The organism is Streptomyces sp. NPDC007856, assembly GCF_042868225.1.
In the GTDB taxonomy this organism is placed as follows: domain Bacteria; phylum Actinomycetota; class Actinomycetes; order Streptomycetales; family Streptomycetaceae; genus Streptomyces.
This window is the reverse complement of sequence record NZ_JBIAEC010000028.1, coordinates 47,560-69,406: the sequence shown is the minus strand read 5'-3', so window position 1 is coordinate 69,406 and position 21,847 is coordinate 47,560. Positions and strand designations below refer to the sequence as shown.

18 protein-coding genes and 3 pseudogenes are annotated in these 21,847 nt (G+C 69.1%); 10 read left to right on the top strand and 11 right to left on the bottom strand.

Annotation, left to right across the window (positions count from 1 at the left end; all coding sequences use genetic code 11):
- Nucleotides 1–48: 48 nt before the first annotated feature.
- Nucleotides 49–785: pseudogene (locus ACFYOH_RS40270) on the bottom strand (site-specific integrase); the annotation flags it as partial.
- On the opposite strand from ACFYOH_RS40270, the pseudogene ACFYOH_RS40265 reads away from it, so the two are divergent.
- The 4 genes and pseudogenes from ACFYOH_RS40265 to ACFYOH_RS40250 all read left to right on the top strand — a co-directional run.
- Nucleotides 761–1,207 (top strand): annotated as a pseudogene (locus ACFYOH_RS40265) (DUF3631 domain-containing protein); the annotation flags it as partial. The pseudogenes ACFYOH_RS40270 and ACFYOH_RS40265 sit on opposite strands and share 25 nt — an antisense overlap.
- Nucleotides 1,208–1,698: 491 nt before the next feature.
- Nucleotides 1,699–2,466, top strand: coding sequence for a DUF2637 domain-containing protein (locus ACFYOH_RS40260; RefSeq protein WP_388636218.1), 768 nt, complete (start codon nucleotides 1,699–1,701; stop codon nucleotides 2,464–2,466).
- 346 nt (nucleotides 2,467–2,812) lie between these two features.
- Nucleotides 2,813–3,373 carry a MobC family plasmid mobilization relaxosome protein gene (locus ACFYOH_RS40255; protein ID WP_388636216.1) on the top strand — a complete coding sequence of 187 codons (561 nt, stop codon included), beginning with the start codon at nucleotides 2,813–2,815 and terminating at the stop codon, nucleotides 3,371–3,373.
- Nucleotides 3,370–5,085: a relaxase/mobilization nuclease domain-containing protein gene (locus ACFYOH_RS40250; protein WP_388636214.1), complete on the top strand. Its 1,716-nt coding sequence runs from the start codon at nucleotides 3,370–3,372 to the stop codon at nucleotides 5,083–5,085. Before ACFYOH_RS40255 ends, ACFYOH_RS40250 begins: the two co-directional genes overlap by 4 nt.
- A 148-nt stretch (nucleotides 5,086–5,233) precedes the next feature.
- Here ACFYOH_RS40250 and ACFYOH_RS40245 read toward each other — a convergent pair whose 3' ends face one another.
- From ACFYOH_RS40245 to ACFYOH_RS40225, 5 genes are all read right to left on the bottom strand, one after another.
- The gene (locus ACFYOH_RS40245) at nucleotides 5,234–5,623 is read right to left on the bottom strand and encodes a hypothetical protein (protein WP_388636212.1); all 390 of its coding nucleotides are present in this window, start codon (nucleotides 5,621–5,623) and stop codon (nucleotides 5,234–5,236) included.
- A 109-nt stretch (nucleotides 5,624–5,732) separates the two neighbouring features.
- Nucleotides 5,733–6,311, bottom strand: a complete 579-nt coding sequence (locus ACFYOH_RS40240; protein WP_388636210.1) for an HAD domain-containing protein — start codon at nucleotides 6,309–6,311, stop codon at nucleotides 5,733–5,735.
- Nucleotides 6,312–6,341: 30 nt separating this feature from the next.
- Nucleotides 6,342–7,034: a class I SAM-dependent methyltransferase gene (locus ACFYOH_RS40235; RefSeq protein WP_388636208.1), complete on the bottom strand. Its 693-nt coding sequence runs from the start codon at nucleotides 7,032–7,034 to the stop codon at nucleotides 6,342–6,344.
- A gap of 1 nt (nucleotide 7,035) precedes the next feature.
- On the bottom strand, nucleotides 7,036–7,947 hold the full coding sequence (locus ACFYOH_RS40230) for an aminoglycoside phosphotransferase family protein (RefSeq protein WP_388636206.1): 912 nt from the start codon (nucleotides 7,945–7,947) through the stop codon (nucleotides 7,036–7,038).
- An 83-nt stretch (nucleotides 7,948–8,030) separates the two neighbouring features.
- Nucleotides 8,031–8,780, bottom strand: a complete 750-nt coding sequence (locus tag ACFYOH_RS40225; protein WP_388636204.1) for a hypothetical protein — start codon at nucleotides 8,778–8,780, stop codon at nucleotides 8,031–8,033.
- 224 nt (nucleotides 8,781–9,004) lie between these two features.
- Here ACFYOH_RS40225 and ACFYOH_RS40220 point away from each other — a divergent pair, with 224 nt between their 5' ends.
- From ACFYOH_RS40220 to ACFYOH_RS40195, 6 genes and pseudogenes are all read left to right on the top strand, one after another.
- Nucleotides 9,005–10,357 carry a tetratricopeptide repeat protein gene (locus tag ACFYOH_RS40220; protein WP_388636202.1) on the top strand — a complete coding sequence of 451 codons (1,353 nt, stop codon included), beginning with the start codon at nucleotides 9,005–9,007 and terminating at the stop codon, nucleotides 10,355–10,357.
- Between the two features lie 36 nt (nucleotides 10,358–10,393).
- The gene (locus ACFYOH_RS40215; RefSeq protein ID WP_388636200.1) at nucleotides 10,394–10,900 is read left to right on the top strand and encodes an NUDIX domain-containing protein; all 507 of its coding nucleotides are present in this window, start codon (nucleotides 10,394–10,396) and stop codon (nucleotides 10,898–10,900) included.
- A 1,472-nt stretch (nucleotides 10,901–12,372) separates the two neighbouring features.
- Complete coding sequence (locus tag ACFYOH_RS40210; protein WP_388636198.1) at nucleotides 12,373–13,857, top strand: sensor histidine kinase; 1,485 nt, start codon at nucleotides 12,373–12,375, stop codon at nucleotides 13,855–13,857.
- Entirely contained in the window at nucleotides 13,848–14,531 is a 684-nt protein-coding gene (locus ACFYOH_RS40205) for a LuxR C-terminal-related transcriptional regulator (RefSeq protein ID WP_388636196.1), read from the top strand. Before ACFYOH_RS40210 ends, ACFYOH_RS40205 begins: the two co-directional genes overlap by 10 nt.
- Before the next feature lie 90 nt (nucleotides 14,532–14,621).
- Nucleotides 14,622–15,098: pseudogene (locus ACFYOH_RS40200) on the top strand (acetylhydrolase); the annotation flags it as partial.
- 301 nt (nucleotides 15,099–15,399) lie between these two features.
- Nucleotides 15,400–15,822 carry a hypothetical protein gene (locus tag ACFYOH_RS40195; RefSeq protein WP_388636195.1) on the top strand — a complete coding sequence of 141 codons (423 nt, stop codon included), beginning with the start codon at nucleotides 15,400–15,402 and terminating at the stop codon, nucleotides 15,820–15,822.
- Nucleotides 15,823–17,361: 1,539 nt separating this feature from the next.
- Here the strand turns inward: ACFYOH_RS40195 and ACFYOH_RS40190 are convergent.
- The 5 genes from ACFYOH_RS40190 to ACFYOH_RS40170 all read right to left on the bottom strand — a co-directional run bounded on the left by ACFYOH_RS40190 (nucleotide 17,362) and on the right by ACFYOH_RS40170 (nucleotide 21,845).
- On the bottom strand, nucleotides 17,362–17,616 hold the full coding sequence (locus ACFYOH_RS40190) for a hypothetical protein (protein WP_388636193.1): 255 nt from the start codon (nucleotides 17,614–17,616) through the stop codon (nucleotides 17,362–17,364).
- 821 nt (nucleotides 17,617–18,437) lie between these two features.
- On the bottom strand, nucleotides 18,438–19,088 hold the full coding sequence (locus ACFYOH_RS40185) for a VWA domain-containing protein (RefSeq protein WP_388636191.1): 651 nt from the start codon (nucleotides 19,086–19,088) through the stop codon (nucleotides 18,438–18,440).
- 14 nt (nucleotides 19,089–19,102) lie between these two features.
- A complete protein-coding gene (locus ACFYOH_RS40180; RefSeq protein WP_388636189.1) occupies nucleotides 19,103–20,233 on the bottom strand; it encodes a hypothetical protein in 1,131 nt (376 codons plus the stop codon).
- Entirely contained in the window at nucleotides 20,230–21,432 is a 1,203-nt protein-coding gene (locus ACFYOH_RS40175; protein WP_388636187.1) for a protein phosphatase 2C domain-containing protein, read from the bottom strand. Before ACFYOH_RS40175 ends, ACFYOH_RS40180 begins: the two co-directional genes overlap by 4 nt.
- Complete coding sequence (locus ACFYOH_RS40170) at nucleotides 21,429–21,845, bottom strand: hypothetical protein (RefSeq protein WP_388636185.1); 417 nt, start codon at nucleotides 21,843–21,845, stop codon at nucleotides 21,429–21,431. Before ACFYOH_RS40170 ends, ACFYOH_RS40175 begins: the two co-directional genes overlap by 4 nt.
- Nucleotides 21,846–21,847 lie beyond the last annotated feature (2 nt).

Here is a 21,847-nt window from a genome sequence, read left to right as displayed (position 1 = left end):
CCCGCTGGAACAACTCCCACAACTCATCCGGCACCATGCGCTCGACCATCACCACACGGTGCAGACTACCCAGCACCCCAAATGAGACGACGTCTTAGCGCGCTTGGCCTTCTTCCGGGCCATCTCCGCCTTGCGCGCGGCTTCCTCCGCCTCCGCCTTCCGCTGGAGCGGGACCAGCTTCGCGGTGGCCTCGGCGGCGCTCTTGCCGACGTGGGGAGGACGCTCTGGTAGATGTCCCGCGTGACCCGGGTATCGCTGTGCCCGAGGGTGTCCGACACGATCTTCACGTCGATGCCGGCGGCGAGCATGAGCGTGGCCGCGCCGTGCCGTAGGTCGTGCAGCCGGATCGGCGGGAGGCCGGAGGTGGTGACGAGTCGTTCGAAGAGGTCAGTGACCTTGCCGGGGTGCAGCCATGAGCCGTCTTCCTGGGTGAAGACGAGGCCCGTCTCGACCCACGCCGACCCCCATTCCTCGCGATCCGCCTCCTGCTGCTTGCGGTGCCGTTCGAGGACGCCGACGGTGTCGTCGTCCAGGGCTACGACGCGGAAGCCACTGTCGGTCTTCGGTTCGGATGCCTCGACCTCCCACCCGTCCTGGACGAGTTGGCCGGTGACGGTGAGGGAGTGCCGGTCGAGGTTGGTCTCGGACCAGGGCTGGCCGCACGCCTCACCGCGACGCAGGCCGCGGAAGGCGATCAGATGCCACATGGCGTACAGCCGGTCATCGGCCACGAAGTCGAGGAAGGCGCCGGTCTGCTCCGGCGTCCAGACCCTGGGAGCCACTGGTCATCGTCGCCGACCTGGCCGCCGGGCCCTGGCCCCGTCGCGCCCGCGAGGCGTGCGCGCGGATGGTCACCGCCGAGGTCGAGGTCGAGGAGGAGCAGCCCGGTGGGGCACGGATCCTCGCCGACATCCGACGGATCTTCTTCGCCCAAAGGGAGGTCGACAGCCTCTCCACAGAGGAGCTGCTGCACCATCTGCTGCAGAACACCGAGAGCCCGTGGGCGGAATGGGGACGCCACGGGCTGACGTCCCGCAACCTGTCGGACATGCTGCGGCCGTTCGACATCAGGCCAGGCAACGTCCGCCTCGCCGACGGAACCCAGCGCAAGGGTTACATGCGCAACAAGTTCCTCGACGCCTGGAGGCGCTACTGCCCCACTGTCCACCCAGTGGACACCGAGCCTGCCGCCCCCGCCGCAGACTGAGCCCCGCACCCCCGGTGGGCGTCCCTGCCGTCCCTGCCGTGATCCCGCAGGTCAAACGGCATGCAGGCAAGACGGCAACCGGGGACAAGACGGCAACTCGATCATCGTGATCGCTGCCGCCGGGAAGACGCCGCCCGGATCCGTCTTGTGCCGTCCCACGCGTCCCCGCCGTATCACCGCAGGTCAAAGCCCCGCCGGTCAGGACGGCACCACGTAGCAGTGCCGTCCTGACCGGCAGGGGCACGCCGAGAGCAATCGGCCGATCGCCCGCCGTCAGGCCGCACCGCACACGCGGGAAGAGCCCGAACGCCGCCGGTACGGCACATCCACGCCCCTGCCGTACCGGCCCTGACCTGCGCTTGCAACGGCCAAGACGGCAAGACGGATCACACCGGCAACACCCAGGAGCACCCCGCTTGGCCCTCACCACCCCCACACCCACACCCACACCCACCCGTCGGGGACACCACCCCGACGGAGGACGGCTGTCGATGACCAAGCAGGACATCGAGCGGTACACGTTCAGTGCGGCCGGAGTCGTCATCGTCGCCCTCACCATCAGCGGATTCTGGCTGTCGTACGCACACCTCGCCGAGGTCGCCGGACAGCACGGGCTGCGCAGCTCTCCCACCCGCCGCTGGGCCTGGCCGGCGACCCTGGACGCCTTCATCGTCGCGGGCGAACTGCTCATGCTCCGCGCGGGCCTGCGCCGGGTGACCGACAGGTGGGCGATCGCCCTTACAGCCACCGGATCGGTCGGCTCCATCGCGCGCAACGTTGCCGGAGTCAACGGCACCGGCAGCGCGGGCACCGTGCCACTGCTCGACTACGTGGTCGCCGCGGTCCCCCCGACCGCAGCCCTGCTGGCCTTCGGCGTCCTGATGCGGCAGATCCACCAGCTCGTCGACCAGCCTGCGGGCCATCCGGAACCCGCACCGGCTCCGGTGCCAGAACCACCGGTCACCGTCCCCGCCACGCTCGCCGAGCCACCGGCCGAGCCCGCCCAGCCGACCATGCCACCGACCGCCGTTGCCGAGAACAGGCCGCGCGGCGGCCGCCCGCCCAGCGCCACGCTTGACGAACTCGTGGAGATCGGCCGGATCGCCCTCGCCGAACACGGCACGCTCACCCGGTCACTACTCCGAAAGGCCGTTAAGGCCAAGGGGCTGACGATCAGCAGCGAACGGCAGACCGACGTGATGGACATCCTCCGGACCGAGAGCGAAGCCGCCGCCGAGACCGGTCCGGACAGCAGCTGACCGGAATCCCCACGGGGTGACCGGAACCCTTCCGGTCACCCCGGCCAGTCGGCCACCCGTCTCGCTCGCCGCCCGCTTATCCACATCTGTGGACGAGGCGGTGACCGCCCCCACTCCGCCGCCCCCTCCTGCGGAACTGCCCGCCTTCCCCACCTCTCCCGGAGCACCGCCCGTGACGCACGACCCGCACCGCCCCAAAGACACTCACGACGTGCCCATACCGCTGACGAAGTCCCCTACGCTGATGAACCGTCTGCGGCGTGCGTTCGGACGGGATGCCCCCGGCGGAGCCAGTAGTACCCCGAGTCCGACTCAAGGCCGGTCTTCGGGGGTCTCCGCCCCGGGGGTGGCGGAGACGGCCCAGCGCCAGGGGGCGCAGGACCAGGAGGGCGGGGCCGAAGGCAGCCCCGGCCCGGACACGCTCCATGCCGCCCAGCGCGAAGTCCTTCGCCCCGTCCATGCCGCCGAGACCACAGTCGGCGAGCCCGCCGTGCAGAAAGTGCAGCCCACGATCCGCCGCTTCACCGGCACCAAGCGCGTCGTCCGAGTCGGCCCCCTGCGCTTCACCGACGACGAGCACACCCAGCTTCAGGAGGCAGCGACCCAGCACGGCTACAAGGGCGAGTCTGGTTTCGCCGCCGACATCGTCCTCGCCTTCGTCACCGGACGGTTCACTGCCAATCTGCCCCTGTCCGAGGACCGCCGCCGCACCCACGTCTTCCGCGCTCAGGTCCTGCGCCAGCTCAACCGGATCGGCGTCAACGTCAACCAGATCGCCCGAGCCCTCAACAGCGACCAGACCCCGCCCGACATCCGCCAGCGCCTGACCGAGCTCCACGACCTGCTGGAGCTGATCGCCGAGGCCCTGCGCCAGCCCGCCGATCCGGAGACGGAGGCAGCCGCGTGATCGCCGCCATCAAACCGTCCGGAGCCAACACCCGCGGCCTGCTCGCCTACCTCTACGGCCCCGGCCGCAACGACGAACACCTCGACCCGCACATCGTCGCCGGATTCGCCATACTCGGCATGCCCGACCCCGGCCGCGACGAGAACGCCACCCTCACCGAACTCGCCCGACACCTCGACGAACCCGTACGCCTGCGCAACAACGAGTTCGGCCAGAAGGTCACCGACCACGTCTGGCACTGCCCCGTCCGCGCCGCCCCCGAGGACCGCTACCTCTCCGACGTCGAGTGGGCCGAGATCCCCCAGCGCATCGTCGAGGCGGCCGGCATCGCCCCCGCCGACGACGACCTGGCCTGCCGCTGGATCGCCGTACGCCACGCCGACGACCACATCCACATCCTCGCCACCACCGTCCGTGAAGACGGCCGCCGCCCCAAACTCCACGACAGCGGCCTGCGCGTCGGTGACGCCTGCCGCGAGATCGAGAAGGACTACGGGCTGCGCCGGCTGAAGAAGGGCGACCGCACCGGTGCCCGCCGGCCCACCCAGGCCGAGATGCACAAGGCCGAACGCCTCGGCTGCGAACAGACCAGCCGCGAGTGGCTCCAGGACCGCATCCGCGCCGCCATCCCCCACGTGACAGGCGCCGAAGAATTCATCGCCTACCTGGAAGCCGATGGCATCGAGGTTAAGGCCCGGCGCGGCCCGTCAGGAGACCTCCTCGGTTACGCCGTCGGCCGCCCCGGCGACCTCAACGAGAACGGCGAACAGATCTTCCACTCCGGAGGCAAGATCGCTCCCGACCTCTCCCTGCCCAAGATCAAGGCCCGCCTCGAATACAGCCAGCCCGAAGAGCACCCCACCGCCCGCCGCAACCGCCCCAACACCCCCTGGCACCAGGCCACCGACGCACTCGACACCCTCCACGCCGACCTCGCAGAGGACACCCACGCCCAAGCCCACCTCGCAGCCCTCGGCGAACTGATTGAAGCCACCGCCCAGAAGGCACCCGCCAACCTGCGTGCCGAACTCCAGACCGCCTCCAAGGCGTTCGCCCGGGCCCAGCGCTCCCGGATTCGCGCCGAAGACCGCGCCGCCCACGCCCTGCGCCTCGCGGCCCGCGACATCGTTTACACCGCCACCGGCCCCGACGGCAGCGCACTCGCCGCCCTGCTCGCTGGTCTCGTCTGGGCCACCATCGTCGCCGGACGCTGGCACGAAGCGAAGAACCACGCCCACCAGGCCGAAGCGGCCCGCCAGGCCGTCCAGCACCTCCAGACCGCAGCCGACCACGCCCTCGCCCCGACGCTCACCGAACTCGCGGCATGGCCCCCCAGGGAGCAAGCGCGTGGCGTCCTGGCCAGCGACGTACGAGCGGCAGTCCCCGTCCACGCCGAGCGGATCCTCACCGACCCGGCCTGGCCGGCACTCGCCACCGTCCTCGCCGACGCCGAAGCCCGCGGCCATCAGCCCCACCAGCTCCTCAAGGATGCCGCCGCAGAGCGAGAACTGACCACCGCCCGCCAACCCGCCCGCGTCCTCATCGCCCGCATTCAGCACACCGGCCGAAACCCGGCACCCAACCGCCGAGCCGAGGCAGCCCGCCGACGCTCGACCATCGCTGGCTCGGTCCCCGCCCAGCAGGGCCCCAGCCCCCAGACCACGGCTGCGGCAACGATGCCTATCGGACAGCGGCACCGACAGCGTCGCTAGGGGTCGACACGGCCTGCGGTCTACCGCCATAGCCGTCAGTCTGATGCCCTCGCTCCCTGCTAGTGACGAGGGCATCAGCGATTCCCGGGTCTTGCCGCCCTAGATGATCAATTCCAAGGGGTGCCTGCGGAGGGTGCGGGGCGGGCGGTCAGGCGGCGGGGTCGACTTCGGGGTGTGTGAACCGCACGGGCTTGCCCAGCGACCGGGCGTAGGCAATTTCGGCTCGGGTGCTGTCTCCGATGTAGTCGCCGACTACGAGCACCTCATCAGCGAGCCGGATCTTCGCCCGGTGTAGATCGTCGAGCCGAACCTTCAGCGCCTCGGCCTCGACAGGATCGGACCAAAGTTCGTGCGGCGACTTCATGTCGCAACCCGGCTTGACGACAATCTTTCCGGCTTTCGTCTCCCGCAGATCGGCCTCGGTCATCTCGGTCATGAAACGGGTGGAGCCGCAGATCACGACGATACGCGGGAGGCTCAACAGCTTCTTCGCGTCGGCGAGTTTCCCCTCGGGGGTGAGCGGTTGCGGGTATGACATTGATTCCTCCTGGTGGTGTGTTCCAAGGGGTGCCTGCGGAGACGAGCGACGACCGACGACATGCTTAAAGAGCATCGCCTACGATCACTGACCCCTTGGAATAGATCGTCTAGGCGACCCTCGCTTCACATGAGACATCTGGGGCATCAGCCCGTGCGACGGGCAACAGGGCTGCACAAGCCAAGACCTCGACCAAGTGCTCTGCCAGGAGCCCGACGTGCGGGTCCGGCTGGACGAGGGCGGTGACATGGCCACGGGCGGTGCGCTCCCTGGCCCATTCGTGGTCGAGGTTGGTGAAGTCGTCGTCGATCCAGATGGCGGGCGCGTCGCCGAGCCAGGCGTCGAGGTGGTCGCGTTTCCACAGGTAGCCGTTGGGGTGGCTGGTCGTGATCTGCGGACGTGGCAGCTCGACGTGTGGCAGGGGCGGGAGGCCGAGGAGCGGGCCGATGAGCGTGGTGGCGTCCTGCCGCCAGCTGGTGCACCAGACGGGGGTGACCAGGCCGGTTCGGATCACGTGCATGAGCAGGGGACCGTGGGCTGGGTTGAGCCAGATGGTGACTGGGTTGTCGGCGGTTCGGCCGGTGGGTATGACGTCGTGGCGGGTGTGGGTCTCGGGGCCGGTTCCTTCTGCGTCCGGGAAGGGGATGAGGACGCCGTCGATGTCGAGAAGTAGGTAGGGCGGGCGCATCGGGTTCTCCCAGGGGGCCGGGGGCTGGGGTCAGAGCTTGCGCGCGGTGATCAGCAGGGTGGTGGGCCAGAGGCCGTGGCGGGCGTCGTGGAATTCCTGGGCCGAGGCGAGCCAGAGACCCGCTCGTCCGAGGTGCTTCTCCCAGCGTTCCGCGTCGAACTCCCAGCGCGCGATGGGCAGGCGCGTGCGGTCAGGGAGGGTGACGTAGTCGCGGCCGGGCCGGTCATCGGTGGAAGGGCGCCTGCCGCCCCGCTGAGGGTGGGGGACGGAGAAGGCGAGGGTGCATCCGGGTTTGAGGTGCTGGGCGATGGCCGGGAGCAGAAGCTCAGGGGCAACGAGGCCGATCGCTCCGAAGACGGAGTAGATCGCGTCGAAGCGCTCGTCGGAGGCTTGCAGGTAGTGCAGGGCGTGTCCGGCGACGAAGGTGAGGTTGTTCAGCCGTCCGTAGTGGGAGCGGGCTCGGCGGACCTGTAGGCCGACGAGGTCGACGCCGGTGACGTGGGCGCCGTAGCGGGTGGCGAGGTGGGCGGCGTTGTGGCCGGGGCCGCAGCCGAGTTCCAGCAGTCGCTTGCGGCGCAGATCCGGTGCGAGGATTTCGGCGCCGGGTCCGCTGCCGCGCCGTGTAGTCCATTCCATCCGCCCGGGGACGGACAGGGGCTCGGCGGGGGTGGCCGTGGTGCGCTGGAGCGCGTGGACGTACCAGGGGGACGCCTCGGCAAGCACGTCAGACCTCCAGGAGGTGGAGGACGTCGGTGAGGTGCCGGCGTACGGCCTTGATGTAGGCGGGGTCTGTGGCCGGGTCGTTGATCCAGCGGATGGACAGCTCCATGAACCACTCGACGGCCCAGACGCGGTGCCAGCCCAGCGCCCACTTCTCCGCCGGAAGCCCGCCACGCTCGGCGAGGGCGTCAGGGGTGCCACCCTCGGTGACGTACGTCTCCAGGAAGACGCGCAGACGTACGGGGTCGGGGTCGTCGATAGTCCCGTGCCAGCTGGCGAGGTCGAGCAGGCCGGGGCCGGTGAAGGCGCGTGCGAAGTCCAGCAGCCGCCAGCCGCGCCGGCCGATGTGGAGGCTGGTGGGGTGGAACTCGGAGTGCACCCAGCCGAACGGGCCGACCGTGGCACCGGCCGAGCGCGCCTCGGCGGCTTGGGCGATGCGGTCGAGAGCGTCCTCGATGTCGTGGGTGTCGTCCCACCGGTCGGCCTTGCGCAGGTGGCCGAGGTGTTCCAGGGCACGCGCCGGGAGGCCGCGCAGACCTTCCTGATCGAGGACCGGCAGGGCCGCGGCTGTGCGGGTGCGGTGCAGGACCACGGCTGCGGCGGCGCCGTCGAGGTCGTCGGCTTCGCGGATGGGAGCGCCGAGGTCTTCCAGCAGCATCCCGAGCCAGCCGTCCAGGACTGCGGAGGCGTTAACGGAGGGAACGGGGACGCCGAGCGTTTTTGCCAACCGGAGTGCCTGGTCCTCCCTGTCGAAGGGACTCCTGGCGTACTTGAAGATGGCGGTGCTGCCGTCGGTGAAGGTCAGTCGCTCGACGCCGGACATGGACCAGACGCGCACCTGGTCACGCGATGCGCAGGTGCGGTTGGCGAGGATCAGTAGGTTGTCCAGGAGATCGGCGTTGAGGGTCGCGTCCATGAAGGGCTCTCCAGTGCGGTGGTGGCGTCCGGGGCGGGCGAGAAGTGCCTGCCCGCCCCGGAGCCTGGTGTGCGGTGCGGGTGCTACGCGGCAGGGCTGACGCGGTGGGCGTAGACCTGCTCGATCCAGCCGGCCTTGAAGGCCGCGAGGTCGTCGCGGAAGGCGGCCATCGACGCACCGTAGGGCGCGACGACGCCGCCGGACTGGTCCGGCACGGACTGGCAGCCGTGCACGAGCCGGCCGCCAAGGGCGGCGTGGGCCTTGATGGACTCAATGCGGCGGTGCTCGTTGAACCAGCCGCCGTGGTAGACCTCGTCCAGCATCCCGCCCATCTCGTCGTCCAGGTCGAAGACGACCGAGGTGGCGGCCGGGAAGAACCAGCACGGGCCGACGTTGGCGATGTGCCCGTCCAGCTCGACCTTGTTGAGCGCCATCAGCGTGGCCGCCTCGCGCAGCATCCGCAGGTGCTCGGCGGTGATCTGGGGCAGGCCGAGTCCGGCGAGGTGCTCGTCGCGGAACAGGTAGGCGTACACCTCGTAGGCGGTGGCCAACACGCGGGCGGCGTCCGAGGTGGACTCGGCGTGGGCCTTGATGAAGTCCAGGGCGAGCTGCTCGACCGCGCTCTCGGTGGTCTCCTCTACGTCCAGGAGCTTGGACTTGACCAGCTCCCAGTCGGCGACGAGCCAGGTGTTGGACTCGAAGCGGAAGAAGTACTGGGCCGGGTCGATCGTGATGCGCCGGCCGTCGACCTGGATGCCCGGCAGGCGGCACCAGCGTTCGTCGAACGCCTGGGGCAGCTCGACCGTGATGGCCGTGGTGTCGATGGTGGTCACCGTGTCTCCGTCTCTGATCGGCCGGGTTCGGGCACAGGCATGCCCGAACCACGAGAGGGCGTACGGAACTTCGGGGAGCCGCCCGGCCGAAGGGGGGAGCCTGGTCACGGTGTCGGACCGTGCCGGGCGGCTGATATTCAGTGAACACGCCGTCACGCACAGTGGGTACGGTGAGAGGCAGTTGAAGCGGTATACGCGGTTACAGCTCCGGAGCGGAGGCGATCGTGGCAGCGCAGAGAGAACCCAACTCCCGCCTGCGCGAGACCATCGAGGCGACGGGCTGCACCTTTGAGGCTCTAGCGAAGGACATCCGACGCATCGCTGCCGAGAACGGCCAGACCCTCCAGACCAACAAGTCGGCTGTCTCCCATTGGGTGAACGGCAACCGGCAGCCGACCGGCCGGACCGCCCGGTACCTCGCCGAGGCACTGTCCCGGCGAGCAGGCCGCACGATCACTGAAACGGAGATTGGTCTCCGCGGAGGCGAGGCACCGACCGAGCAGGCCGATCCCGTCCTCGCCGCGACCGACCTGGGCCGTGCCGATGTCGAACGCCGACGCTTCCTGGCCGTGGCCGCCTTCACCGCAGCCGGCGTCGCCATGCCCCTTGCCTATGACCACGAAGCCACGGCCCGCATGCTCCGAGCCCGGACCGGTAGCTCCCTGGTCGGTGCGGAGGACGTGGACGTCGTACGCCAGATCACCGCAGCTTTCAGCGCCGCCGACGAGCGTCTCGGAGGCGGCCATGGACTCACCACCGTCACCGCGTATCTCGCCGACACCGCCGCCCCCATGCTCCGCGGACGGTTCCCGAACGAAGCCTTACGCCAGGCAGCCTTCGGAGCGGTCGCAGAACTCGCCTATCTCGCGGGCTGGAAGCACCACGATCTCGGCCAGGAAGGTGCCGCCCAGCGCTACTACCAGGTCGGCTACCAACTCGCCTGCGAGGCCGACCCGCATGGTCACGCCGCCTGGATGATGCGCGCCCTCGCCCACCAGGCTCTCAGCCTCAAGCAACCCCACCACTGCGTCGACCTCGTCGAGGGCGCACTGACCCGCGGCCTGGGCCGCGTCGACGGCCAGACCGAGGCGCTGCTCCACATTACCCACGCCCGCGCGTACGCCGCCGTGGGCGAAAAGCCCGCAGCGGCCCGCGCCCTGCTCGCCGCCGAAGATGCCCTCCTACGCGACGACGGCCCACAACCGAGCTACTCCCGAGTCAGCGGCCCGGCCGCCGGCACCGTCGCCAGTCACACCGCCCGCACCTTGACCGACCTCGCCGACCACGTCGGCACCGAGCAGCAGCACCGCGACGCCCTGGTCCGCTGGGACCCGCAGAAGTACAAGCGGGTCCACGCCCTCACCTACGCCGACCTCGGCGACAGCCTCGCCGCCCAAGCACGAGCCGACGAAGCCGTCGCCGCCTGGTCCCAGGCCCTGACCCTCATGGAGGGCATGACCTCAGACCGCACCCGCAAGGCGATCACTTCACTCCGTTCCACCCTCGCCATCTACCAGCGCCGCAGGGTGCCAGGGGCGGCCGAACTGGCCCGTCGCGCACGCGAAGCACTGGCCTAAGCTGCCCATCAACCGGCCGACGAAGGGACACCAACCGTGGCTCAGCCGAACACCGACGATCAGCCCAAAGCCCTGCCGCCCGCCCTCGAATCCATGACCCTGCTGGTCGCCGCCGTCATCGTCCACGACAAGGCCACCAACCGCGTCGTCCTCCTCCAGCGCAGTCAGAACGCCAAGTTCGCCCAGGGCATGTGGGACCTGCCCGTCGGCAAGAGCGAGCCCGGTGAGCCGATCACTGATACCGCGGTGCGCGAGCTGTACGAGGAGACCGGCCTGACCGTGAAGCCGGAGTCCCTGAAGGTCGCCCACATCATTCACGGTGCCTGGGGGGTCGAAGCTCCCAACGGTTTCCTCACCGTGGTCTTCGTTGCCCACGAATGGACCGGCGAACCCGAGAACCGCGAGCCGCGCAAGCACGCACAAGTCAGGTGGGTCGATGTAGGCGCTATCCCTGAGGAGTTCGTCGATACGACAGAGAGCGCCCTCCGACGCTACCTGTATGGCGGTCCGGAGGTTTCATTGGATGGCTGGCAGAATCCGTAAATGCGTGGTGCTAGATGCAATTAATCTCTTTTGGTGTTGCTGTCTCGGTTGAGGCGCGATGGCAGGCTCAAAACCCGTATGGGAATCTGTGATGAACAGGATTTGGAGCTATCCTTTGGGCGAGTAGGTATCGACGTCCTGCATCCGTCGCTGCTCGACATCGGCCACGGAACAGGCAGAGCCGGGGTTGTGCGTCCGGAGATAAGCACAAATGGTTTGTCGGTCGTCTTGCGTATCTTATTGGATGGACACCCGACGCTACTGCTGCCCGGAGATCTTGACGCGATGGGTCTCGAAAAGATGCTGGTTCGACCCAAGGACGCGACGGCCGATGTTTTGGTTTATCCCCATCATGGCGGACATAGCGGCGCAGAGTCTGAGCGGGAGCTCGCCAAGCGATTGTGTGAAGTTGTAGAGCCTTCTGTCGTAGTTTTTTCAATGGGGCGCGGTTCGTTCAGAAACCCATTGCGTGAGGTGATTGACCAGATTGGTGTGTCGCTGCCCGGAGCGCGAGTCGCTTGCACGCAGTTGTCGCCAAATTGTCACGCCGGTGAGGTGCCTGTAGTTCCAGCAAATCATCTACTCAAACGGCCGTCTGCTGGCACATATGGAAATCGCTGCTGTGCTGGATCCCTACGTATAACCGTGCGGGATAACAAGGTTTCGGTCGATCCCGCTCCAGACGATCATGCAGCTTGGATTACGAGTAACGTAGACGATCCCATGTGTAATCCTGGCGTACATGTTCCGGGGCCTCGTCGGCCGTAACGGTCGTACGAAGTCGCACCGGATCGGACCGTCGCTTGGTTGAGCTCTTATCTGGTTCTCAGGGCGGCCGGCGCCAGGCCGCGTAGCTGGATCGTCCGGTTCTTGGGCAACAGGGAAGGTCTGCTGGTCAGCGGGGGTGCTTGCGTGAGCGATGCGTGAGCGGACGCTGCGGCACGAGGCGTCACTGAGCGGACTCTGCAAGCCTCGACCTATGGCCTGACCAGGTGGTTCCGGACAGCGGGGTGCCGTCCGGGACAACTCGGCACACCTCGACCAGGACTTTTAATCCACTGGTTGTGGGTTCGAGTCCCACAGGGCCTACTGGAGGTAGGCGAGGGTACGGCCCCCGACCTGCTCAACAGCGTCCGGGCGGCTTCGGTCGGCTCGGGCGCTATTTCGTTCGGTCTCCGTGCGCTCCCCGGTCTGGCCGGGGTAGGTGTTTGCCTACCTCAAAAGTGGGTTTCAGCCCATGGTGCTTGCTGGTCCCGCGCAGCAGCATGATCTCCAGGCCACAGCGCGTGGCCTGGATGACGAGACGGGGGGCGGATATGTGGCCGTTTCCGGTGCACGGGGCGGCGCCTTGGCCGGCGGGCGTGCTAGTGACGTTGACCGCGGTCTGCGCTGTGCTGGCCTTCAGGGCTGAGCAGGCACGGGACCGGCCGACGCGTACGGCGCGACCGGCCGGGCGGATTGGCTGGCCCGTCGTGGCAGGGCTGGTGGGTACGGCCGCGTACGGCAGTGTGCCGGCTCTGCTGCTCGCCCTGCACAACTCCACCGGAGGGGCCGGCTACGTCGTCACCGTGCCGGAACTGGAACCAGGCGGGCTGCTCCCGGCGGCACTGCTGATGGCCGGCCTGCTGGCCACCGTGCTGCTCCGCTCGGCGCGCGCCCCCAGGCGGTGGGTGCTGCCCGTGGTCGCGGCGGTGACCGGGGAACTGCTGGAGTGGACGTACTGGCTCACGCATTCCTCTGCTGGCTATGGGCCGACATTGCTGAACGTCCTGGTGGGCTGTGTGAGCGTCCCGGTACTCGCCGCCTTCGCCGGTGCGGCTTTGCGCTGGCTGGCGAGCGGCAGGCCCGCGCGTCTGGCCGCAGCCGACGCGTCGAGGTCCGCGCGCTGGGCCCTGCTGCTGCCCGCCGTCGTGGTGATGACCGGTGACCTGCTCGGCCTCGATCTGTGGCAGTCCGCGTCGCCGGGCACCGGGATCGGGCCGTCAGTGCTGGGTTACCTAGTGGGGCTGGCGCTGTTGGCTGCCGTCGTGGGCGGGCTGGTGCGGTGGCCGAGGGCGGCGGCGGATCTGGCGACCCTGGGGCTGGTGGGGATCGGGGTGTACGACGTCGCTCAGAGCGGGTTCGGGCAATCCCTGGTGGTGGTGCAGAAGTTCGGCTCCCCGCGCGGGCCGGCGCCGTTGCTCCCCGTGGAGACGGCCCACCATGCGTCGGTCCTCGGCGGGATCCAGGGGGCAGTGCTGCTGGCCCTCGGGCTCTGGCTGCTGCCGCCGACCGTGTTGCCGGATGCCAGGCGGCTGTTGGGGCGGGGTCCGGATCCGGCGCTGACCCGGCGGGTACGGGAGCTGACGGAGACGCGGGCCGATGCGGTCAGCTCCGCGGCCGCGGAGCTGCGCAGGATCGAGCGGGACCTGCACGACGGCGCGCAGGGGCGGCTGGTCACCATCGGGATGAACCTCCGGGTCGCCGAGGAGATGATCCTCAGCGATCCGCACGAAGCCGCCGCACTGGTCGTGGAGGCCCGCGTCGCCTCGGCGGCGGCACTGGAGGAACTGCGCGGCCTGATCAGAGGGATGCACCCGCCGATGCTGGCCGACCGGGGCCTGGGCGAGGCGGTCCGGGCACTCGCACTGGACCTGCCCCTGCCGTGCGATACCGAGATCGATCTGCCCGAACGGCTCTCCGCACCGCTGGAGTCGGCCTGCTACTTCGCCGTCGCCGAGGTGGTCACCAACGCCGTCCGGCACGCCTCGGCGCACGGCCTGCAGGTCCGCATGACCCACACGGACGGGCTGCTGCGCATCGAGGTGGTCGACGACGGGGTGGGCGGCGCGGATCCGGCCCGGGGCACCGGGCTGGCCGGGGTGGAGCGACGGCTGGCGGCCTTCGACGGCATCCTGGCGGTCAGCAGCCCGCCTGGGGGGCCGACGATCGTGGTCATGGAGGTGCCGTGCGCATAGTCGTCGCGGAGGATCTCTTCCTGCTCCGGGAGGGGCTTGTCAGGCTCCTCAAGGCGCGTGGGTTCGAGATCGTGGCGGCCACCGACAGCGCGCCGGGCCTGCTCGGTGCGCTGCTGGAGTTCCGGCCGGACCTGGCGATCGTGGACATCAGGCTGCCGCCCACCCACACCGACGACGGGCTGCGTGCGGCGCTGTCCGCCCGGGAACGGATACCCGGGCTGCCGATCCTGCTGCTCTCGCAATACGTCGAGCAGATCTACGCCCAGGAGTTGCTCGCCGACCAGGCCGGAGGGGTCGGTTACCTGCTCAAGGACCGGGTGTTCAGCGACGACCAGTTCGTCGACGTGATTCGTACGGTCGCGGCGGGTGGCACGGTCATGGACCCCGAAGTGGTCACCAAACTGCTCGGCCGCCGCAGCCGTGGCGAACGCGAAACCCTCTCCAGGCTTACCGAGCGGGAACGCCAAGTGCTTGAACTCATGGCCGAGGGACGCTCCAACAGCGCCATCGCGAACCGGCTCTTCATCAGCGAGAAAGCCGTGTCCAAGCACAGCACCAGCATCTTCGCCAAGCTGGAGCTCGCCCCCTCCGACGACGACAACCGCCGCGTGCTGGCCGTGCTCGCCTACCTCATGTCCGCGCCGCGTGAAGGCCGCCTTCCGCCAGGCCACTGAGCTGATCCAGACCGAAACATTGCCGGCACGGGCCGACGTCCCAAGCGCCGGGCGTAGCCCAGTGCTGCCCAGAAACCCCAGGGAGGGACCATGACAATCACGCCGTTCATGACCCAAGAAGGAATGACACGCCGCCGCATGCTCGGAGCCGCGCTGGCGGTCGGGGCCGCCGTGCCGATGGGCGTCGCACGCCCGGCGTGGGCGGCTTCGACCGGGCCGGGCCCGGTGCAGCTCACTCTGCCTGTGCCCACCGGACCGTACCCGGTGGGCACGGTGCCCCTGCACCTCGTCGACGCTTCCCGTCCGGATCCCGTGGCCGGCCCGGGGCATCACCGTGAGTTGATGGCCAGCCTCTGGTACCCCGCACGCAGGGCGGAGGACCTGCCGCGTGCCCCCTGGATGGCTGAGGGCGCGTTGCGGGCGCTCCTGACGGACGCCGGCTTCACCCTCGACCCCGCCCTCGGCCCGCTCACCGCCGGGCGCGTGGGCGCGCCCGTGCACCGTACGGGCCAGCGCCTGCCCGCCATCGTGTACTCGCACGGCTCGGGCAGCCACCGCGGCGACCACACCATCATGGTCCAGGAACTCGCCAGCCACGGCTACGCCGTGGTCACCGTCGACCACACCCACGACACGTTCACCGAGTTCCCCGACGGCCGGGTGGTCACCCCGGGCGACGTCCCGATGTTTCCGAGGGACTTCGCCGCGGACCTCCGGTTCCTGCTCGACTGCGTGGAGAGGCTCGCCGCCGGGCGCAACCCCGACGTCGACGGCAAGCCACTGCCCCAGGGCTTGCTCGGCGCCCTCGACCCGCGGCGCATCGGCGCGTTCGGCTGGTCGAAGGGGCGGCACCGCCACCGCGCTCACCATGCTCGCCGACCGGCGCGTCCGCGCCGGGCTCAGCATCGACGGCCCGATGCAGCCGACCATCACCGCCGACCTGGACCGGCCGTTCATGATGATGACCGCCGTGTTCACCCGGGCCGCCATGCCGGACGTCGCCGAATTCTGGACGCACCTTCGCAGCTGGCGGCTCGACATCCAGGCCGACGGGGCCATCCACAACTCATACGGCGACAACGCGACGCTGATCCCGCAGGCGGGCAAGATCCTCGGGATGACCGACCATCAGATCCAGGACTGGATCGGCACCCTCGACCCGGCCCGGGCCGTACGGATCCAGCAGGCGTACCCGCTTGCGTTCTTCGACCTGCACCTGCGGCACCGGGGGCAGGGGCACCTGCTCGACGGCCCGTGCCCGGCCTTCCCGGAGGTGAAGTTCATCCCGTGAAGCGACGGCCGCGTCACTCCCGGTCGACTCGCCACCATGACAACCACCATCTCCTGTTGTCGCGGACTCCCCGTCGGTATTCGTGCACGGTCGGGTCCTGCTTTGGGGCGGGTATGTGTACTGGTCAAACCCACGGTCTGCGTGAGCGATGCGTGAGCGGATGGTGCGGCACGAGCCGTCACGAGCCGCACCGCGCATCACAGCGCACATACTCTGACCAGGCAAAACCGGATCGATCGTGATCAAGGATCACCACCCGTCACGACTCGTAATGCGTAGGTCTCGGGTTCGAATCCCGAAGGCGGCTCCATGATGAACCCCAGGTCGCCTTTGACCTGGGGTTTCTTGTTTCGGGTGACCTTGGAATCGGCGTAAATCGGGGTGCCGGTGGTCTGTGCATCGTAATGCGTAGGTCGGAGGTGTGGTTTCCGTGACCGCATGGGCGGCCTGAGTCCCTGAGCTGGGCTTTTGCCCGTCTGGGAGGGTCGAGCCAGGCATGCGCAGTCGGTTTCGGTGACAACCGGTGGGCAGGTGTGCGTGACACTCCGTCAGGGTCCTATCGCCTCCTTTTGGCCGACGGCTGAAATGCGGCCATTGTCGATGGGGCGCTCGGTCGCGGCGGAAATGTCCGGTCCTGACAGGTGTCACTCCCGGCTTGTCCTGACGTTGATCACGGGTGTGAGCACGCGAGCGATTCCGCTCCCGGCCGGGGATCGTGGCCGGGGGCTGGCGCGCCGAGTACGGGGCGGGTGCCGATCTACGCGCCCTGACCGGGTCACCGACTGGTCGGGGAGGTCTCCGCGGGCATCGCCGGGACCTGGGCCGCCGCCTGGTTCGGGCAGGAGGTGACCGCGTTCGGCACCTACGTCGGCATCGGAGTCGACGCCGCCTTCCTGCTCGCCCGCAGGCTCAAGCGCGGCACCTTCGGCCCTGAACTGGAGGAGATCGCAGGCATTTGGCAGAACCAGGAGGCCGCGCTGTACGTCCTCCGGAAGGGTGTGGTCGGCTGCGACGCGCAGGGTCGCATCACCGTGATCGATAGCGCGGCACGTCGGTTCCTCGGCCTGCCCGCGGAGGGACTCGAAGGGCGCCTCGCCGAGATCGGGCTCGATCCGGCCGGGAGCGACACGCTGACGCCGGGGCAGGAAGTCCGGGACGGCCCTGATCGGTCGGCGACCGGCTGCCGGTGGTCAACAGCTCGCCGAGCGTGCGCCGTTCGGCGAGGACGACCTGTCGTTTTCGCGGACCGCGGCCCACTCCGCGTCCGTCATGCCGGTCGGATACCAGCGTCAGCCGCTCGGGTTGTCCGCGGCGTTGCCGTACGTGTGGGTGCAGCGGTCACACTCCCGCATCTCCGAAACGGACTGTTCCCCAGCAGGCCGATACGACTGCGCAACAGGGCCTCCCGGTAAGCAGTGGCATAGACACCCTCTGTGCTACTGGGAGGCCCTGCCCTCATGCCCCCTGCAGGGCCGCAATCACCTGGACGGCACACCCATACTGAACCCCCAGCCTCACACCCGGTTTCGGGAAGCCCTTTCAGCCGGCTCGGATGAACTCCATATTGATCGAGTACATGAACTGGCCGACGCCCACGCACTTCCAGCCGACGGCTTCGACGGATCGCACGACCAGGTCGATCTCCTTGCGGATCTTCTTCATGGGGTTCCTGACCCGGGCCATGCCCCGGGGGTCGATGTCGATGGACGCTTCGAAGGTGTGGTCGCCTTGCGCGTGGGCGCGCCTGGCATCCGCGACGAGCTTCTGCATCCGGATCGCGTGCAGTATTCCCACGTGTGCCTCCCGCTCTGGGCTGCCGTGGGCCCGTTTGCCTTGCCAATTGTCGTACGGGCCCGTGTGATTGATGACGGAATCGCCTGTTTGGACAGTTGCATGACGGAAGCGCCGAGCAGTGTGCGTGCTCCGTCAAACGTCAGCTGCTCGTGCCGCGCCCTCGATGCCACGGCATGCAAGGGCGCGGGCCGGGTTCGGTGCAGCCGCCGGACCAGCGATACCCTGCTCAGGGGCTCGAACTCGTCGGCCACTCTCCCCGAATGAGCAGTAGCTCGATCCGGAGGGTCCTGCGTGCTATGGCTCCGGCCGACAGGCCGGAAATGATCAGCTCACAGGTAGATGCGATCAGTGACGTCAGCTTCAGGAGGCGTCGGGCCGACCGTCACAGGATTGACGTCGGGTTGATGCCTGCCGTCCTTCCCTCCCTAGGTGTACACCGGGGCGTGCCTGGACGGACAAGGACCCGACCCCCGAGCTCCATGCCCTGCTCGGCGCGGTCACCACTGGACGCGGCCTTGACCTCTGCCGCCCGTTTAACGAACTACCGGTGGCCGTGGCCGTGGGGCTGGGCAGGTAGGTGGGTGAGGTCGGGGGCGGGCGGTCTGGTGACGGCGCCTCGGAGGCGCGGGAGCGGGTGTGGGTCGGGTGCACGGTCGGTGTCGGGTGAGAGCTGCCGCTGCCTCCGTTCGCCGAGGTGCCGAGGAGGTTGCCCGTCGCCTCGACCGCGGCGCCGCAGACGAGCAGCGCTGCGGCCAGTGCGGTCAGACCGACGGAGGCGCGCAGTGTCCGGGACACCGTGGAACGCGGGTCGACGTCCGTCATCAGTCCACGTATTCCTGGGCGACCTCGACGTACTTGAAGCCCTTGACGTCGGTGGCGATCTGCATCTGACCGGTCTTCGACGAGGCGATCAGGGTGTTGAGCAGACCGGTGATCGCCGCGCTCAGCGCGGACTCGGTGTCCGAACCGTCGGCGATGAACAGCGCCTTGGTCGCCACCTGTTCCAGCACGTCGCGCCTCGCACCGCCGAAGCCGTAGGCGATCACGTGCGGGTGGCGCGGCCAGTCCCTGTCCACGAGATTGCGGAAGGAGTCCTGCCAGTGCGCGTCGGTCGGACTGCCGTCGGTCAGGAAGAAGATCGTCGGCCGTAGCACGTCGAGGTTCTGCATCCTCAGGTTGCTGACATCCTGTTCGATGCACTCCCGCACCCGGTCGAAGGTCTTGCCGTACTCCGTGCGCCCGCCGCAGATCACCTCGGGCATGGCCGGCACCTGCTCCATGTCCGACATCGGGATCACCACGTGCACATCGGTGGAGAAGGCGACCACGCAGACTCGGGCGAACTCCGAGACGCGGGGATTTGTCGCCAGGTTGTAGTGCAGACGGGAGAGGGTCGCGTTGAGCACTGCCTCGTGCTCCTTCATCGACGAGGACGCGTCGATCACCACGTAGGTGGGCAGGCAGAGTGACATGGTGCACCTCTGAGCTAGTGGTTGGAGGCGATGACGAACAGCAGGATCACGGCTATGACGAGTACGAGAATCCAGCCGGTGTGCGGGCCGGGCTGAGGCGCTTTGGGGGGCGTCGGCTCGGGTTCCTTCACGGGCTTATCGGCGCCGCCGGGGGACTGCGGGATCGGCTGCGGGGGCAACGGGGGCAGCGCGGTGCGTGTCGGACGTGGCGTGGTCCTGAGATAGGGACCGCTGTTCAGCGCCTGGTTCAGCTGAGCGGCCGAGGGCCGTCGCTCGCGGTCGGTCGCGAGCAGCATGTCGAGCAGTACTTCGGAGACGGCGGGCTGGTTCTGCCAGGGGGACGCGGCGACGGTGTGGAAGGCGTGCGCGTCACGCCGGCCCGTCATGCATTTGGCGACGAGCAGTCCGAGCCGGTAGCGGTCGGTGTACTCGTCCGCGTCGGTGCCCGGCGGCGTGAGCGGGTCGGCCCAGTTCGGCTGGTGGATGTCAGGCATCTTCTTCGGCTGACAGCCGTCGACGTCGATGAGGTAGACAGAGCGCTGATCCGGGCTCCAGAAAGCGTTGGAGAACGACCAGTCCGAGTAGACCAGGCCCAGGCTCTCCAGGATCGCGGCGAGCTCCGTCAGTTGGCGACAGGCGGACAGCCTGCCCGCGAAGCCGGGGGGCGGCAGTCCGACGCCCCGGATCGACTCGTCGGACTTCGCCAGCCAGTCGATCTCCACGAAGCGGCGATCGCTGAACCCGCCGCGCCGCAGCTCGCAACGGTACTGCTCGGGCGCCATGGGTATCACGCAGCCGACGGCCGGGTTGCCGGGCTCGTGGATCCGGGCCGCGGGCCAGCAGGTGCCGGCGTACAGGAGCGCACGATCCGCCTCCGGCAGCGTGCCCGGAGCCGAGATCAGCAGGTCGAGCCGGCCGGCGTCCTCCGGGTGCTGGTCCGGCCGGTAGAGCTTGGCCAGCCAGCCCGGATGGTTCGTCAGTGGCTTTACGGCGATGGCCTGGCCGTTGTGTTCGGAGATCGGCTCGGCCAGTGGTCCGAGATCGCTGACGCTCACGGCCCGTGGCAACGCCCAGCCCCGCGGATCGGCCGCCGGGCCGCCGCCGACACTGTCATCGGTGCCGTCGTTGATATGGGGTTCCGTCATGCACGGTCACCGTTCCACATCACGACCGCGGTGCGGTCGTCAAGGCACTGCGGTGCGTCGAAGCCGACGTCGGCGGTGAACCGGGTGGCCGGGACGGGCGAGCGCCAGGCGTTCGCGAAGTACTCGTTGACGTTGCCCGCCGGGTCCGCCCACGCGTCGCCGATCCCGTCCGTGACGAGGGCGAGGGCGGCGCCGGGAGCCAGCGTGACGTAGTGGTCCCTGGCCAGTTGCGGTGTGTCCGGCAGACGTCCGGCGACCTCGTTCGAGACCACCGCGGCCGCGCGGTCCTTGGCCTCGCCGGCGGAGAACCGCCACAGCGGGACGTGCGGGTCGAGCGTCCAGGCCGAACTGTCGCCGAGCCACGCGACCCAGGCCTTCGCAACGCCGTTCGCGTCCGGCTCGGCGAGCACCGCGGTGATCAGCACGGTGGCCATGTGCGAGGTGCCGACGCCGCGGCCGGTCGCGTGCGCGGCGATCGATTCCGCGATCCGCCCGTACAGCTCCTTGACATCGAGTCCGCCGAAGCCCACTGTCTCGATCTGCTCGCGCAGCAGGGTGACGGCCTGGCTGGAGGCCGTGGTGGCCCCGGCGTCGGACCAAGCCGCGCTGGACAGGCCGTCGGCCACGGCCACGATCGCGTGCCGGCTGTCCCGGCTTCGCCCGATCCGGTAGGAGTCCTGGCGCGGCTCGGCGGGTTGGCCGCAGCGGTGGCCGGGCCCGATGACGGAGGCCGCGCGGATGGTGAAGGCACCGACAGTGGCCTCGTCGGCGGCGATCCCGTTCTGTACCGTGCGCTCCGGCAGCAGCCAGGGGTAGCCCTGGGCACGGGCGCCGTCGCCGAAGCGGGGGACGCTCAGGTCGGTCGGCCGCTCGCGCAGGAACGGCCGGGGCCTCGGGGGCTGGGCCTGCGGCGTCGCCGGTCCGGTGACGTAGCGGCAGATCGGAACCGTTGAGCTGGGCTGGGGTTCCTGCGCGAGCCGATCCCGCTGCCGGGCTGGCGTCGCGGCGGACTCGGACCCCAGCACGGCCGCCGCGCCGACGACACCCACTGCCGCGAGGGCGAATACGTCCACCAGCGGGCCATACCGCCGATGCGGCGTGCTGACCTCGATGAAGGCCCCGATGACGACGGCCACGAACAGCACCGCCCGCAACCGTCCGTCCATGAGGCCGTCTCGCCGGCTGTCGTCCCGGCTCACGGCCGGTCCCCGGAATCGCGGGATTTCGGCCCGGAGGCAAACTGCTGAGTGCCGTGCTGCACCGCGAATACCTCACCTGAATTGGTGGCGGAATTGACCTGGATCACGATGTCCGGCCTTTCCGGGGTTCGCAGCGAAGCCAGGGCCATGACGTCCTGGGCGAGATCCGGGTTCCGGTCGAGCAGCTGAGACAGGGCCTCGGTCCAGTAGTCAACGGCCCCGGCGTCGACCGCTCCCCTCGTGGCGGTCGACTGCCGGTTCAGCGCGACGGACAGCTCGTTGCGGCGGCTGCCGCGAGCCTGTGCGAGGACGCGGCTCATCAGCCTCTTCGCCTCCTGCCAGAGATCGGTGCCCATTGCGGAGACCAGAGCGGTGGCGCCGCTCGCGGCCAGCTCGGCGAGTTCCTCGTTCATCA

Coding starts and splice junctions, on each gene's coding strand:
- ACFYOH_RS40260 (WP_388636218.1), top strand. CDS start 1,699: ATGACCAAGCAGGACATCGAGCGGTACACGTTCAGTGCGGCCGGAGTC.
- ACFYOH_RS40245 (WP_388636212.1), bottom strand. CDS start 5,623: ATGTCATACCCGCAACCGCTCACCCCCGAGGGGAAACTCGCCGACGCG.
- ACFYOH_RS40240 (WP_388636210.1), bottom strand. CDS start 6,311: ATGCGCCCGCCCTACCTACTTCTCGACATCGACGGCGTCCTCATCCCC.
- ACFYOH_RS40230 (WP_388636206.1), bottom strand. CDS start 7,947: ATGGACGCGACCCTCAACGCCGATCTCCTGGACAACCTACTGATCCTC.
- ACFYOH_RS40195 (WP_388636195.1), top strand. CDS start 15,400: ATGCTCGCCGACCGGCGCGTCCGCGCCGGGCTCAGCATCGACGGCCCG.
- ACFYOH_RS40185 (WP_388636191.1), bottom strand. CDS start 19,088: ATGTCACTCTGCCTGCCCACCTACGTGGTGATCGACGCGTCCTCGTCG.
- ACFYOH_RS40180 (WP_388636189.1), bottom strand. CDS start 20,233: ATGACGGAACCCCATATCAACGACGGCACCGATGACAGTGTCGGCGGC.
- ACFYOH_RS40170 (WP_388636185.1), bottom strand. CDS start 21,845: ATGAACGAGGAACTCGCCGAGCTGGCCGCGAGCGGCGCCACCGCTCTG.